13 protein-coding genes are annotated in these 14,297 nt (G+C 64.2%); 4 read left to right on the top strand and 9 right to left on the bottom strand.

What is annotated here, in order from left to right:
- Positions 1–16: 16 nt before the first annotated feature.
- The 6 genes from ACIP21_RS00325 to ACIP21_RS00300 all read right to left on the bottom strand — a co-directional run bounded on the left by ACIP21_RS00325 (position 17) and on the right by ACIP21_RS00300 (position 7,173).
- Positions 17–2,566 (bottom strand): dermonecrotic toxin domain-containing protein, encoded by a 2,550-nt coding sequence (locus tag ACIP21_RS00325; RefSeq protein WP_400682660.1) that lies wholly within the window; start codon positions 2,564–2,566, stop codon positions 17–19.
- A gap of 145 nt (positions 2,567–2,711) precedes the next feature.
- A complete protein-coding gene (locus tag ACIP21_RS00320) occupies positions 2,712–3,245 on the bottom strand; it encodes a C40 family peptidase (protein WP_400682657.1) in 534 nt (177 codons plus the stop codon).
- A gap of 136 nt (positions 3,246–3,381) precedes the next feature.
- Positions 3,382–4,014 carry a C40 family peptidase gene (locus tag ACIP21_RS00315; RefSeq protein ID WP_400682655.1) on the bottom strand — a complete coding sequence of 211 codons (633 nt, stop codon included), beginning with the start codon at positions 4,012–4,014 and terminating at the stop codon, positions 3,382–3,384.
- A gap of 127 nt (positions 4,015–4,141) precedes the next feature.
- Positions 4,142–4,849 (bottom strand): DnaA regulatory inactivator Hda, encoded by a 708-nt coding sequence (gene hda, locus ACIP21_RS00310; protein ID WP_145193312.1) that lies wholly within the window; start codon positions 4,847–4,849, stop codon positions 4,142–4,144.
- Between the two features lie 173 nt (positions 4,850–5,022).
- Complete coding sequence (locus ACIP21_RS00305; protein WP_400682652.1) at positions 5,023–6,096, bottom strand: AI-2E family transporter; 1,074 nt, start codon at positions 6,094–6,096, stop codon at positions 5,023–5,025.
- Between the two features lie 12 nt (positions 6,097–6,108).
- Entirely contained in the window at positions 6,109–7,173 is a 1,065-nt protein-coding gene (locus ACIP21_RS00300; RefSeq protein ID WP_400682651.1) for a DUF2066 domain-containing protein, read from the bottom strand.
- Positions 7,174–7,513: 340 nt separating this feature from the next.
- Between ACIP21_RS00300 and purM the strand changes: the two genes are divergently transcribed.
- From purM to ACIP21_RS00280, 4 genes are all read left to right on the top strand, one after another.
- Complete coding sequence (gene purM / locus ACIP21_RS00295; RefSeq protein WP_400682649.1) at positions 7,514–8,572, top strand: phosphoribosylformylglycinamidine cyclo-ligase; 1,059 nt, start codon at positions 7,514–7,516, stop codon at positions 8,570–8,572.
- Complete coding sequence (gene purN / locus ACIP21_RS00290; protein ID WP_400682647.1) at positions 8,572–9,225, top strand: phosphoribosylglycinamide formyltransferase; 654 nt, start codon at positions 8,572–8,574, stop codon at positions 9,223–9,225. Before purM ends, purN begins: the two co-directional genes overlap by 1 nt.
- An 8-nt stretch (positions 9,226–9,233) precedes the next feature.
- Entirely contained in the window at positions 9,234–9,944 is a 711-nt protein-coding gene (locus ACIP21_RS00285; RefSeq protein ID WP_400682645.1) for a DUF3108 domain-containing protein, read from the top strand.
- Positions 9,945–10,255: 311 nt separating this feature from the next.
- The gene (locus tag ACIP21_RS00280) at positions 10,256–10,438 is read left to right on the top strand and encodes a hypothetical protein (protein WP_400682642.1); all 183 of its coding nucleotides are present in this window, start codon (positions 10,256–10,258) and stop codon (positions 10,436–10,438) included.
- A gap of 55 nt (positions 10,439–10,493) precedes the next feature.
- Here ACIP21_RS00280 and ACIP21_RS00275 read toward each other — a convergent pair whose 3' ends face one another.
- The 3 genes from ACIP21_RS00275 to relA form a co-directional block, all read right to left on the bottom strand.
- Complete coding sequence (locus ACIP21_RS00275) at positions 10,494–11,033, bottom strand: DUF2058 domain-containing protein (protein ID WP_400682640.1); 540 nt, start codon at positions 11,031–11,033, stop codon at positions 10,494–10,496.
- 26 nt (positions 11,034–11,059) lie between these two features.
- Positions 11,060–11,890 carry a nucleoside triphosphate pyrophosphohydrolase gene (gene mazG / locus ACIP21_RS00270; protein ID WP_400684265.1) on the bottom strand — a complete coding sequence of 277 codons (831 nt, stop codon included), beginning with the start codon at positions 11,888–11,890 and terminating at the stop codon, positions 11,060–11,062.
- A 128-nt stretch (positions 11,891–12,018) separates the two neighbouring features.
- Positions 12,019–14,259: a GTP diphosphokinase gene (gene relA, locus ACIP21_RS00265; RefSeq protein ID WP_400682637.1), complete on the bottom strand. Its 2,241-nt coding sequence runs from the start codon at positions 14,257–14,259 to the stop codon at positions 12,019–12,021.
- Positions 14,260–14,297 lie beyond the last annotated feature (38 nt).

Genomic DNA, 14,297 nt, shown 5'->3' with positions numbered 1-14,297 from the left:
ACGGCGCGAGGGTCGTTCACAGGCCTGGAAAAAAACGCTCCACCAGCGCCGGCGTCCTGAACCGCGCACGGTACAGTTCAATGTCGAACGGCTGCCCGGTGCGCAGGTCGTAGACCGTGCCCGAAGCCGGCTTGACCGTCTGGCTGAGGGTGACATGGATGAACCGGTAATGGTTGCCGGTGATCTGCTCGAGCTGGTCTACGCGAAAGTAGTTGCCTGGCAGGAACACGGTCTCGGCCTCATCCCAGTACAGTGAAAAGGCGCCGATCGGCGTACCGCTCTGGTAATGGTCGGCACGCAACTCGAACAGCACCGAACTGTCATCGAACACCCCGGGCAGCCCGGCCGGGGCATGAACCGATGGCTGACTGGCGAATTCGGCCGCCAGGTAGGGGTTTTCCGTGAACGATGACAGATCGGTGTTCACCAGCACGTCACCGACCTGCAACCGTCCATCGCGGTAGCGCTGCCCGCCGGTACCGCGTGACAAGTGGCCACCGCGATACAGGCGTTGCGTGCTGCTCTTGGGCAGCGCATCGAGGCTGTCGGCAAGGTTGCCGATAAAATCGTCTTCGTCACCGTACTTGTAGTTGCCCACACGAAACACATCATTCACCCGTGACTCGTCACTGGTGTAGTACTCGATCAGTGAATTGAAGTATTCCCGCCCATAGCGGTAGGAGTACTCCGCCCTGCCGTCAACCTTCACGCAATCGATACCGTTGGCATCCAGATCGGGGGCTTGCCCGCGCTGCAGCTCGGCGACCGGCCAATCACTCAGCAGTGCCTTCTGGCGCTGCATTGCCTTGGCCGACAGCCGTCGAGACAGGTTGGCGTTAACCACTGCATAGGTGTCCCAGAACAGCGAAGTCCTGCTCTGCAGGCCTCGCTCCGCGGAGGGGGCTCCCCCGGCCAGGCTCAGCGGCTGCAACAGCTCCCACTCCCCGGCAGCGTTCAGGCGCACCGGGCGCAATGGCGCGAAGGCGAACGGGTTGTCTGCCGGCACGATCAGCCATACCGACAATTGCTGGCTGTAGCGCACCCGGTACGACAGGCCATCGAGCACAATCGAGCAGGCACCGTCCTGTGCGACATACACACCACGCAAGAGCCCGGACTGACCAGGCTCGCCCGCAAGCAGGGTATTGATTTCAAGGTCTTCGATGCTTGGCAGGGGCGATTGCGCGGACTGCCAGCGCTGGACATCGAACGCGATTTCATGAGGCGGGGCTTCGTACGCCAGACTGGCAAACGTCGACTGGAAGCCGACGTCGAGAAGGTTCAAGGTGGCGTAGAGGCTCTCGAGCATGGCCGTGCGCATGGCGTGCTTGCGCGATTGCTCGTCGCTGGCGTGCGCGGCGGCGTCAGCCTCCAGCCCCACCTTGGCGACGCTGGCACCCAGCAGCGCCAGCGACATCGGCCAGCCCAACGGCGCAAAGCCTCCGGCAATGGCCAGGAACGCGGACAGGTAACCGCTGCACATGGCCCGGCGCAAACGGCTGTTGTCGCGCATCATCAGGGCGGTGCTGCGCATCTCGCTGGCCGCCTGGTCGCACAGGAAACGAAACAGGTCCGAAGCCAGCGGGCGCTTGAAAAATGTCAGTGCAACCTTGGCCGCTTGCGCCGAATGGCTGTCGGCAATGCCTTGCAGGTGCACCTTGATCAGCGCCCTGGCCGACGTTTCACCTGGGTTGCCATGGGCGCCTGCGACGAACGCCTGCAAGATGCCTGGCGATTTCAGGTGCTCGCGCAACCAGCCCGCCAACGCCAGCTCGGAGTCGAAACCCTTGAGCGTCCGGCCAGCCCATGGCATGTAGGCCAGGACCCGGCCATCCTCGGCCTGGAGCGCGAAAAGGCAGCCACGGTCCCCGTCACTGAATACATACCGATGGACAGCCAGCGGGCTGCGGCTGCTGGTTTGGCGCAGCTGTGCAAGCGAGGGCGGCTGCCCGGGCAACAAGTCATCTGCAACCAGCGCATGCAGGCGCGTCAGGTCTGCCTGGGAAATGTCGCCTTCACGCGCTGCCCTTACGCCGTGCCCGAGCAGGGTGATCTTGGCCAGCACCAGGCAGCTTTGGTCGTGCGCCGACCAGAAGCGCTCCACCTTGTCGCGATACAACGTGGCGAAATCCAGCGCCCACAAGTCACGCTGTACCGCACTGCCAAGCATCGGCACTTCGTTGCGTTCGTCATAGGCCCGTGCATGCGGGCCTTGTCGGTAGAAGCCACCGCACATGTCCAGCTCATCGCTCGCCTCCTGGAAGTGCAGGTCGAAACGCTCGATCATCAGCTCGGTCAGCACCAGCGACTTTTGCGGCGGCCCGCTGTGCTGCCAACCGGTAAAGGTCAGGTGGCTGGTGCTTTCCAGGTTGAACTGGTGCCACCAGACGAACCGCGGGTCCATGGCCTTGCCCGTATGCTTCTTCACGATCGCTTCGGCGTGTTCGTTCGCCAGCGTGTACAAGTCGGGGTAGGCATGCAGCAACTCACTGACCAGGCGAACCATCGGGTTGCCCTCGGCCAGTGCGTCAAGCACCCGCAGCATTCTTTCTCGATTGTCGTTCATGGGCCACTCCAGACCACTGTCGTCGAACCGGCATGATTGCCAGTTGCGTCGACAGAGGCGTGGTAGCGGGTTGCTGCCCATGCGCCGTCAGGGGCGCGCGGAGGACGGCCAGGCCAGGGCGTGGCCGCAGTGGAGGCTCAGCGGCTCAGGGGTTCTGTGCCAGATGACCTTGCGGGATGACCCGTTTGGCCTGCAGGTAGGCTTTGGACCAGTAGCTGTTGGAGAGGTAGTCCAGGCGCACCGTACCGCCCGTGCGGGGCGCATGGACGAAGCGCCCTTCCCCCACGTAGATGCCGGCATGGCTGACCTGGGAGCCACCGCCGGTGGCGAAGAACACCAGGTCACCGGACTGCAGTGCGTTGATGTCCACGGTGGGCGCGCGCATGACGATCATTTCGCGGGTAGAGCGCGGCAGGCTGATGCCCGCCGCATCGCGGTACACATAACCGATCAGGCCGCTGCAATCGAACCCGGAATCCGGTGTGTTGCCGCCCCAGCGATAGGGCGTGCCGACCAGGCCGATCGCGCGCATCAGCACGTCGTCGGCGAGCGGCGAGCCTTCGGGCTGGCTGTAGGTGACCCGTGGCTGCACCACCGGGGCCGGTGCCGGGGTACGGCTGGAGCAGGCAGCCAGCAAGGCCACCAGGAAAAGCAATGCGAAGCGCGCCATCATCGCCATGGCCAGAACATCCTGTCTGAGACCGCAGGGCCGCAGCCGAAAAGAGTTGAGAATTTAGATTAGACGCATTCTGTAAATGCGCACGGCGGCGAGCTTTTTCAGCTGCGCCGCCGCGGCAGGTTACATCATTTTGATATCAGTTGCGCGCGATGTTGGTGGTCGGCGCCATGGCCAAGGCACGCTTGGCTTCGATGAAGGTCTTGCTCCAGTAGCGGTCACCGAGGCTGTCGATGCGCACGCCACCGCTGCGGCGGCTGCTGGAGTGGATGAACTGGTTGTCACCCAGGTAGATGCCGGCATGGCTGACCCGGCCACGGCCGTTGGTGCTGAAGAACAGCAGGTCGCCTGGCTTGAGCTTGTTGCGGGCCACCTTGGGCGCATCGACGTTGATCATTTCGCGGGTCGAACGCGGCAGGTTCATGCCGGCCTCTTCGCGGAACAGATAGCCGATGAAACCGCTGCAGTCGAAGCCGGAGGCTTCCGAGGTACCGCCAAAGCGGTAGCGGGTGCCGATCAGCGACATGCCGCGCTCGAGGATGCTGTCCGCCAGCACCGGGAGCTGATAAGGCTTGCTGCTGGAGAAGGCCTGCAGGTCATCTTCGGTGGCAGGCTCTTCTTCGCCGAATACCGAAGAAGCCTTGGCCTGGGTCACCGATTGCGAGGCAACCGGGGTGTGATCCTGGGGCTGGGAAACCGGGCCTTGGGCCGCGCAGCCAAAAAGCAGGGTCACGAGTGCGAGTGGCACGAGGGGTGCGAAGCGCTTCAGCATGGGCACGACCGTGTCTGTAATCCTTTAGAAGGGGGAAACTATGCCCTCTATCACGGCCATTTGCAAATTTTATCGAAAAAGATGTGACTTTTCCGTTTTCCCCGTTGGAGCCCAGTGTTTACGGGGTTTACCAGCCGAGCGTTTCCTTCAGGAAAGGGATCGTCAGCTTGCGCTGGGCCTGCAGCGAGGCCTGGTCGAGGCGTTCGAGCAGGTCGAACAGCGCACTCATGCTGCGCGTGCCTCGGGTAAGGATGAAATGGCCGACTTCGTCGGTCAGGTGCAGCCCGCGCCGCGACGCCCGCAGTTGCAGGGCGCGCAGCTTGTCTTCGTCGGACAGGCCGCGCATCTGGAAGACCAGGGCCAGGGTCAGCCGCGACTTGAGGTCGGGCAGCTTGATCGGCAGCTCGCGGGGTGATGCGGAAGCGGCCAGCAACAGGCGTCGACCACTGTCACGCAGGCGGTTGAACAGGTGGAACATCGCCTCCTCCCAGTCCGCCTTGCCGGCGATCACATGGAGATCGTCAATGCACACCAGTTCGTATTGGGCCAGGTAGTCGAGCAGTTCGACGCCACGTTCGAGCAATTGCGCCAGCGGCAGGTAGACGGCGGGTTCGCCACGTTGCTGGAAGCGGTGGGTGGCGGCCTGCAGCAGGTGGCTGCGGCCGACGCCCTGCTTGCCCCACAGGTAGATGAGGCTCTCGGTCCAGCCGGCGTCGGCCTCGCACAGCCGCTCGACATAGCCCAACGCCGCGGCATTGGCGCCCGGATAGTAGTTGATGAAGGTGGCGTCATCGCGCAGGCGCACACCCAGGGGCAACTGGATCGGTGGTTTCATGCTCGCGGGCAGTCGGGAGACCGCAGGGGGCCTTTGGTGAACAATGTTGCAAAGTCTATACCCGCATTGCGGGGCGCACAATCACGGAGGCGGATAGCGCAAGCAAAATCAACGAGTTGCGCATTTTTTGATGGCTGTGGGAGCGGGTCAGCTCCCACAGCCATGCCAAGGCCCTACAAACCCGGATCGACATCCCCGGCATACATGTCGGATTCCTTGTACAGGTCATGCACATGCCGCAGCAGCACCATGATCACCGCCGCCACCGGCAGGGCCAGCAGCACGCCGGTGAAGCCGAACAGCTCGCCACCGGCGAGAATGGCGAAAATCACCGCCACCGGGTGCAGGCCGATGCGGTCACCCACCAGCAAGGGGGTCAGCACCATGCCTTCGAGCGCCTGGCCGACCATGAACACCGCGACGATGCCCAGCATCGGATACAGATCGCCGCCGAACTGGAACAGCCCGGCCAGCAGCGCCGCGCCGATGCCGATGATGAACCCCATGTACGGCACGATGGCCGCCAGCCCGGCGAGCATGCCGATCAGCAGGCCCAGCTCGAGCCCGACCAGCATCAAGCCAGCGGAATAGATGACGCCCAGGGCGACCATCACCAGCAACTGCCCACGCACGAACGCGCCGAGCACCTCGTGGCACTCGCTGGCCAGGCCCACCACCTGCTCCTCTCGCTGGCGTGGCAGCAGGCTGCGCAGCTTGGCCATCATCAGGTCCCAGTCTCGCAGCAGATAGAAGCCCACCACGGGAATCAGCACGAAGTTCGCCAGCCAACCGATCAGGGCCAGGCTCGACGCCGTCGCCTGGGACAGCACCACGCCGACGATATCGGTGGTCTGCCCCATGTGCTCGCCGATGGCGGCCTTGATCTTGTCGAACTTCCAGAAGCCGTCGGCCAGGCCCAGCTTGTGCTGCACCCAGGGCAAGGCCACATGCTGCAGCCAGTCGAGGATCTGCGGCGCCAACTCGTACAGGCGCACCAGCTGCTTGGCCAGCATCGGCACCAGGATCAGCAGCAGCGCCAGCAGCATCAGGGTGAACAGGCCGAACACCACCACCACGCCCCAGGTGCGCGACAACCCCAGGCGCTCCAGGCGATCGACCAGCGGGTCGGCCATATAGGCCAACAGGACACCCACCAGGAACGGCGTGAGAATGTTGTGCAGGCTATAGAGGAGTACGACAACCAGCAGGGCCGTGCCCAGCAGGATCCAGCGACGCATGTCTGTCACGAATGGCATTCCTTACCAACGGAAACGCAGGCCGTCGAACGGCTTGGCTGCGGGGGCCGGCGCACTGGCGCCGGGTTGTGGGGCAGTGCCAGCGGCGACAGGTGCCGGGGTGGCGGGCACCTGATCGCCAGGCAGTTCCTGCAATTTGGCCAGGCCCAATTGCGCGCGCAACTGCTCGCGGCTGCCATTGACCGCATAGGTCAGGGTGCCGCCCTCGGCCATCCGCAAGCGCGGGCCATAGGGCTCGAGCACGCGGCTCATCTCGGCATAGCGCTGCAGGTTCATGCCTTGCACCTGCAACAGGACCTGGCCGCTGCTACCGGGCCTGGTCACATAACGCGGCGCCAGGCGATTGCCCACCGCCAGCAGCACCGCGTCGGCCAGGGCTGCCTGGTCGGCGCCCTCGGCAGTGCCCTGCTCGCGCTTGTCGCCCAGCCACAACTGCCACTTGCCCTGCCACTTGCCGTCGGCTTCATGGGCGTGCACCGCCAGCATGGCGTCGGCACCGTAGCGCTCGGCAGCCTCGCGCAACGGCGCCGGGTCGTTGCCTTCGAGCTGCTTGGCGTTGGCCACCAGCTGCTCCTGCAGGTCGGCCAGCGGCAGGCGCAGCGGCAGGCCCCGGTGCTGGGCGGCGCGGCGCAGCGGCTGGGCACTGGCCTGGCCATCACCGACCAGGCTGCTGCCTTCGACGCTGTCGTTCAGCCACCAGCCGAGGATCGACGGCCGGTTGCTGCCCCACAGGGCCAGGCCGGCCTTGCGCAGGGCCTGCTCGGTGCTGCCGGGGTCGAACTCGACCAGCACCGCCTCCGGTGGCCCGGCTTCGGTGCCGACCTGGTTGATGATCCGTTGCGGGTCCTTGCGCAGCTCGGCCAGGGCCGGGCTCTGCGCGGCCTTGGGGTCGCCGGTCAGGCGCAGCACGAGGGTTTCGAAGGCCTTGGCCGTGGCGGCGGTACGGGCTTCGGCCCCCTGCCCTTCGAGCGGTTGATGCACCTGGTAGAGCCCGCCGACGGTTTCGGCCTGGGCGGCAATGCTGACCAGGGCGAGGCAACCGGCTGCCAGATAATCGAGAAGACGCATGGAGGATTCCTGTCCAGAAAACGAGTGGCGACGAAGCGCTGAATGCTGGCTGTGACCGCCAGCCATGGGAAAATGCTCCCGCGCACGGCGCATTTCAGCCGGCCGCCTTTCCTATACCTTATACAGCGTCCCGCACGGCAACCAGTCGCGCTCTGTGAAAGGATGTTTTTTAACGCTTTAGGGCCCTGCCCGTCGGCCTGAGGATGGCCGCTGCACGGCAACCCTGATAAAATCGCGCGCCTTCACAGACCACTGACGTTTCAGGCAGCCGCCGTTTCCAAGCCGGCCTTGGCCGTCATGGTCGTTTTTACGAATCCCTCCCTCTTAAAGGCCTGGATCAATGAGCAAGCAACCCTCCCTGAGCTACAAGGACGCCGGTGTAGACATCGACGCCGGCGAAGCACTGGTCGAACGCATCAAGGGCGTGGCAAAACGCACCGCACGCCCTGAAGTCATGGGTGGCCTGGGCGGCTTCGGCGCCCTCTGCGAGATCCCGGCCGGCTACAAGCAGCCGGTGCTGGTCTCCGGCACCGACGGCGTCGGCACCAAGCTGCGCCTGGCGCTGAACCTGAACAAGCACGACAGCATCGGCCAGGACCTGGTCGCCATGTGCGTCAACGACCTGGTGGTCTGCGGTGCCGAGCCGCTGTTCTTCCTCGACTACTACGCCACCGGCAAGCTCAACGTCGACGTGGCTGCCACCGTGGTCACCGGCATCGGCGCCGGCTGTGAGCTGGCTGGCTGCTCCCTGGTCGGCGGCGAAACCGCCGAGATGCCAGGCATGTACGAAGGTGAGGACTACGACCTGGCCGGCTTCTGCGTCGGCGTGGTGGAAAAGGCCGAGATCATCGACGGCTCCAAGGTCGCCACCGGCGACGCGCTGATCGCCCTGCCGTCCTCCGGCCCGCACTCCAACGGCTACTCGCTGATCCGCAAGATCCTCGAAGTGTCGGCCACCGACATCGAGAACACCCAGCTCGACGGCAAGCCGCTGACCGACCTGCTGATGGCCCCGACCCGCATCTACGTCAAGCCGCTGCTGCAGCTGATCAAGAACACTGGCGCGGTCAAGGCCATGGCCCACATCACCGGTGGCGGCCTGCTGGACAACATCCCGCGCGTGCTGCCGAAAAACGCCCAGGCCGTGGTCGACGTGGCCAGCTGGCAGCGCCCGGCAGTGTTCGACTTCCTCCAGGAAAAAGGCAACGTCGACGAGCACGAAATGCACCGCGTGCTGAACTGCGGCGTCGGCATGGTCATCTGCGTGGCCCAGGACCAGGTCGAAGCGGCCCTGAACGAACTGCGCGCCGCCGGTGAGCAGCCATGGGTCATCGGCCACATCGCCGAGGCCGCCGAAGGCGCTGCCCAGGTCGAGCTGCTGAACCTCAAGGCACACTGATGCCGAGCAAGCCCTGCAATGTCGTGGTACTGCTGTCGGGTTCCGGCAGCAACCTGCAAGCCCTGATCGACAGTTGCCGTGCTGCTGACAGCCCGGTGCGCATCGCCGCGGTGGTGTCCAACCGCGCCGATGCCTACGGCCTGCAACGGGCCGAGGCGGCCGGTATCGACACCGCCGTGCTCGACCACACCCAGTTCGACGGCCGTGAAGCCTTCGATGCCGCGCTGATGGCGCGCATCGACGGCTTCGCCCCGGACCTGGTGGTGCTGGCCGGGTTCATGCGCATCCTCAGTGGCGGCTTCGTGCGCCACTACCAGGGCCGCCTGCTGAATATCCACCCGTCGCTGCTGCCGAAGTACAAAGGCCTGCATACCCACCGCCGGGCGCTGGAAGCCGGCGATGCCGAGCATGGCTGCAGCGTGCACTTCGTCACCGAGGAACTCGATGGCGGGCCTCTGGTCGTACAGGCTGTCATACCGGTGGTGGCTGATGACACGCTGGAAAGCCTGGCGCAACGGGTCCACCATCAGGAACACCAGATCTACCCGCTGGCGGTGCACTGGTTTGCCCAAGGGCGCTTGCGCCTGGGCGAACAGAGCGCCTTGCTGGATGGCCAACCGCTGCCGGCCAGTGGTCACTTGATCCGACCCTAGGAGAATTTATGCGTCGCGCCCTGCTAATGGCTCTCGCCGTGCTCGCCCTGCCCCTCCAGGCAGCTGACCTCAAGCCGTTCTCGGCCAGCTACACCGCCGACTGGAAGCAACTGCCCATGAGCGGCACCGCCGAGCGCAGCCTGGTAAAGAACAAGGACGGCAGCTGGAACCTTGATTTCAAGGCTTCCATGATGATCGCCAGCCTGACCGAGCAAAGCACCCTGCGCATGGACAACGGCACCCTGCTGCCGCAGAAGTACCACTTCGAGCGTGGCGGCCTGGGCAAGGCCAAGACCGTCGACCTGACCTTCGACTGGAACGCCAAGAAGATCACCGGCACCGACCGCAAGGACGCCGTCAACCTGCCGCTCAACCGCGGCGTGCTGGACAAATCGTCCTACCAGCTGGCGCTGCAGCATGACGTGGCTGCCGGCAAGAAGAGCATGACCTACCAGGTGGTCGACGGTGACGAGGTCGACAACTATGACTTCCGCGTGCTCGGCACCGAGAAGGTCACCACCAAGACCGGCCAGGTCGAGGCGGTGAAGGTCGAGCGGGTGCGCGACCCGAGCCAGAGCAAGCGCATCACCGAACTGTGGTTCGCCAAGGACTGGGACTACCTGCTGGTGCAGTTGCGCCAGGTCGAAACCGATGGCAAGGAATACGTCATCGTGCTGCAGGATGGCACGGTCGACGGCAAGTCGGTGAAGGGCAACTGATCCGCTACAGCCCGCAGTATCCGGAGCCCCGCCCTGTGCGGGGCTTTTTCATGCCTGCAATCGCGCGCTTGTAGGAGCGGCCTTGTGTCGCGAAAGGGCTGCGCAGCGGCCCCGGCAATCGTGCTGTAAGGCCGAGATCCTGGGGCCGCTGCGCGCCCCTTTCGCGACACAAGGCCGCTCCTACGAGGACCGCGTCCGGGGTTTCATGAAGATTGTTTCATTGCCGTTTTATTTACTTAGCCAGCTAACAAACTCTATAAAGGGGTTGTGCGACACAGTGTCGCAGACACCTAAAGCAGTGGAGTTTAACGATGACTGTCCAAGTAACCGAACGCGACGAATCGAAAATGTCCCACGAAGGCCTGGCCGCTGGCGTGCGGATCTGGGATGTGCACCAGCAAGGCCAATTGGTCGGTATGTTCCACAATGAACAGGAAGCTCACCAATACCGCATTGAGCTTGAAGACCTGGAACACCAGCGCGCCACTCAATGATCCTGCAATGACACAGCCTTCCAAAAAAACCCCGCCTCGGCGGGGTTTTTCGTGTTTACCACATCAGATCGTCAGGGATCTTGTAGGCGGCGTACGGGTCATCTTCATCCGCCTCCTCGACATGGGTGTTGAGCAGCAGGATACGGTTAGGGTCGCGCTCCTGGATCTTCACCGCCGCCTCGCGCGGGATCACTTCATAGCCCCCGGCGTGGGAAACGATGGCCAGCGCGCCATTGCTCAGGCGCGTACGCATCAGCGCATTGACGGCAATGCGCTTGACCTTCTTGTCGTCGACGAAGTTGTAGTAATCCTCGGTGGTCAGCTTGGGCAGGCGGGTGGCCTCGATCAACTGCTTGATCTGCGCAACGCGCGCCTTCTGCTCGGCCTTTTCCTGCTGCTGGCGGTTCAGCTCCTGGTCGCGCCTGGCCTTCTCGGCCATCGCCTCCTTGGCCATGCGCTGCTGGCTGTCGTCGACTTCGACCTGGCCTTTGTGCTCCATGCGCTTCTGTTTCTTTTCGGCTTTGTTGGTCTGCGAGACCTGTTTCTGGTTGACCAGACCAGCTTTGAGCAATTGGTCGCGAAGGGAAAGGCTCATGAATGTTCACTCACTTATGCATCAGCTCAGCCGCAGCTGGGCAGGTTCTTTTCCTGACGTTTGGCTTCCCCCCAGAGGGCGTCCAGTTCGTCAAGGTTACAATCTTCGATTGGCCGGCCGCTGTCGCGCAATGCCTGTTCGATGAAGCGGAAACGCCGCTCGAACTTGCGGTTGGCGCGGCGCAGGGCGTTTTCCGGGTCTTGCTTGAGGTGCCGGGCCAGGTTCACGGCGGCGAACAGCAGGTCGCCGACTTCATCTTCCAGGGCGTCGGCGTCGTTGTCGGCCATGGCCTGCAACACTTCGTCGAGCTCCTCGCGCACCTTGTCCAGCACCGGCAGAGCCGCCGGCCAGTCGAAACCGACGGTGGCCGCACGCTTCTGCAGTTTGGCCGCACGCGACAACGCCGGCAATGCCGCCGGTACGTCATCGAGCAGCGACAGTTGTTCGGGGGTGCTTTTTTCGGCGCGTTCCTCGGCCTTGATCTCTTCCCAGCGCGACTTGACCTGGGCCTCGCTCAGGCTGGGGGTGTCCAGCGGCGCGTAGAGCTCACCGGTGGGGAATACGTGGGGGTGGCGGCGGATCAGCTTGCGGGTGATGCCGTCGACCACGCCATCGAACTCGAAGCGCCCCTCCTCCCGCGCCAGCTGGCTGTAGTAGACCACCTGGAACAACAGGTCGCCGAGCTCGCCCTGCAGGTGCTGGAAGTCGCCGCGCTCGATGGTGTCGGCGACTTCGTAGGCCTCTTCCAGGGTGTGTGGGACGATGCTCGCGTAGTTCTGCTTGAGGTCCCATGGGCAGCCGTACTGCGGGTCACGCAGCCGGGCCATGAGGTGCAGCAGGTCGTCGAGGGTGTAGATCATTTAAGCAGGTCCTTCGGTGGCAAAGCGTTCGCGGGTAAACCCGCTCCCACAAGGTTACGTGCAAGTTGCAAGATGTGCACTGTAGCTGTGGGAGCGGGCTTGCCCGCGAAGACCGCGCCGCGGTCTCAAGGGGTACGATTACGCCGCGTCTCGATGATGTTCGGCAACTGCGAAATCCTCCCCAGCAGGCGCCCCAGGGCATCCAGACCGGGAATTTCGATGGTCAGCGACATCAGCGCGGTGTTGTCTTCCTTGTTCGAGCGGGTGTTCACCGCCAGCACGTTGATCTTCTCGTTGAGCAGCACCTGCGACACATCGCGCAGCAGGCCCGGGCGGTCGTAGGCACGGATGACGATGTCGACCGGGTAGGTCTGCACCGGGATCGGCCCCCAGCTCACCTGGATCATGCGCTCCGGCTCCTTGCCCGCCAGCTGCAGCACCGAGGCGCAGTCCTGGCGATGGATGCTCACGCCACGGCCCTGGGTGATGTAGCCGACGATGGCATCGCCCGGCAGCGGCTGGCAGCAGCCGGCCATCTGCGTGAGCAGGTTGCCGACACCCTGGATCTGGATGTCGCCCCGCTTGCCGGTACGAGAGCCGCTGGGCTTGCGCGGCACCAGTTCGATCTGCTCGATGCGCTCGGGCTCCAGCAGTTGCTGGGCGGCGTTGACCAGGTGCGCCAGGCGCAGGTCACCGGCACCGAGCGAGGCGAACATGTCCTCGGCGGTCTTGACGTTGGTCTTCTCGGCCAGGCGCTCGAAGTCCACCTGCGGCAGGCCCAGGCGGCTGAGTTCGCGTTCGAGCAGGGTCTTGCCGGCGGCGACGTTCTGGTCGCGTGCCTGCAGCTTGAACCAGTGGACGATCTTCGCCCGCGCCCGCGAGGTGGTGACATAGCCCAGGTTGGAGTTCAGCCAGTCACGGCTCGGGTTGCCGTGCTTGCTGGTGATGATCTCCACCTGCTCGCCGGTCTGCAGGCTGTAGTTGAGCGGCACGATGCGCCCGTTGATCTTCGCGCCCCGGCAGTTGTGGCCGATCTCGGTGTGCACGCGGTAGGCGAAGTCCAGCGGCGTGGCGCCTTTGGGCAGGTCGATGGCGTGGCCGTCAGGGGTGAACACGTAGACCCGGTCGGGTTCGATATCGACCCGCAGCTGCTCGGCCAGGCCACCGATGTCGCCCAGCTCCTCGTGCCACTCGAGCACCTGGCGCAGCCAGGAAATCTTCTCTTCGTAGTGGTTGGAACTCGGCTTGACGTCGGTGCCCTTGTAGCGCCAGTGGGCGCAGACGCCGAGTTCGGCCTCCTCGTGCATGCCGTGGGTACGGATCTGCACTTCCAGCACCTTGCCCTCGGGGCCGATCACCGCGGTGTGCAGCGAGCGGTAGCCGTTTTCCTTGGGGTTGGCGATGTAGTCGTCGAATTCCTTGGGGATGTGCCGCCACAGGGTATGCACGATGCCCAGCGCGGTGTAGCAGTCGCGCACCTCCGGCACCAGCACGCGCACGGCGCGCACGTCGTAGATCTGGCTGAATTCCAGGCCCTTGCGCTGCATCTTGCGCCAGATCGAATAGATGTGTTTCGCCCGGCCGCTGATGTCGGCGTTGACCCCGGTGGCCAGCAGTTCGTTCTGCAACTGGTTCATCACGTCGCTGATGAAGCGTTCGCGGTCCAGCCGGCGCTCGTGCAGGAGCTTGGCGATCTGCTTGTACTGGTCGGGTTCGAGGTAGCGGAAGGACAGGTCCTCCAGCTCCCACTTGATGTGGCCGATACCCAGGCGATGGGCCAGCGGCGCATAGATGTCGAACACCTCGCGTGCCACGCGCAGGCGTTTTTCGTCGTCGGCGGCCTTCACCGCGCGGATCGCGCAGGTGCGCTCGGCCAGCTTGATCAGCGCCACGCGCACGTCGTCGACCATGGCCACGAGCATCTTGCGCAGGTTCTCGACCTGCGCCTGCGAGCCCAGCACCAGCGACTGGCGCGGGCTGAGGCTGGCGCTGATGGCGGCCATGCGCAGCACGCCGTCGATCAGCTTGGACACCACCGGGCCGAAACGCTGGCCGACCTCGGCCAGGGTCACCTTGCCTTCGCGCACCGAGCGGTAGATCACCGCCGCGACCAACGAATCCTGGTCGAGCTTGAGGTCGGCGAGGATTTCGGCGATTTCCAGGCCAGCCTGGTAACTGGACGTACCGTCGGCCCAGGAATGCTTGGCCGGGTTGCCCTTCTTTTCGATTTCCTGGGTGAACTCGCAGGCTTCTTTCAGCGCCACGCGATCCAGTGCCGAATCGACGCTCACCACATGATCCAGCCATGCTTCGAGATTGATACTGCCGTCCGTGTTGACCGGCTGGTGCACTCTCACCTGTACCATCTTTGTTTTACCTTTCCATACAGCGCACCACACGGGTG

Origin of the sequence: Pseudomonas sp. NPDC089401 (genome assembly GCF_044749485.1) — a bacterium.
GTDB lineage: Bacteria > Pseudomonadota > Gammaproteobacteria > Pseudomonadales > Pseudomonadaceae > Aquipseudomonas.
The sequence above is the reverse complement of the archived record's forward strand: the minus strand, read 5'-3'. Positions and strand labels throughout refer to the sequence as shown.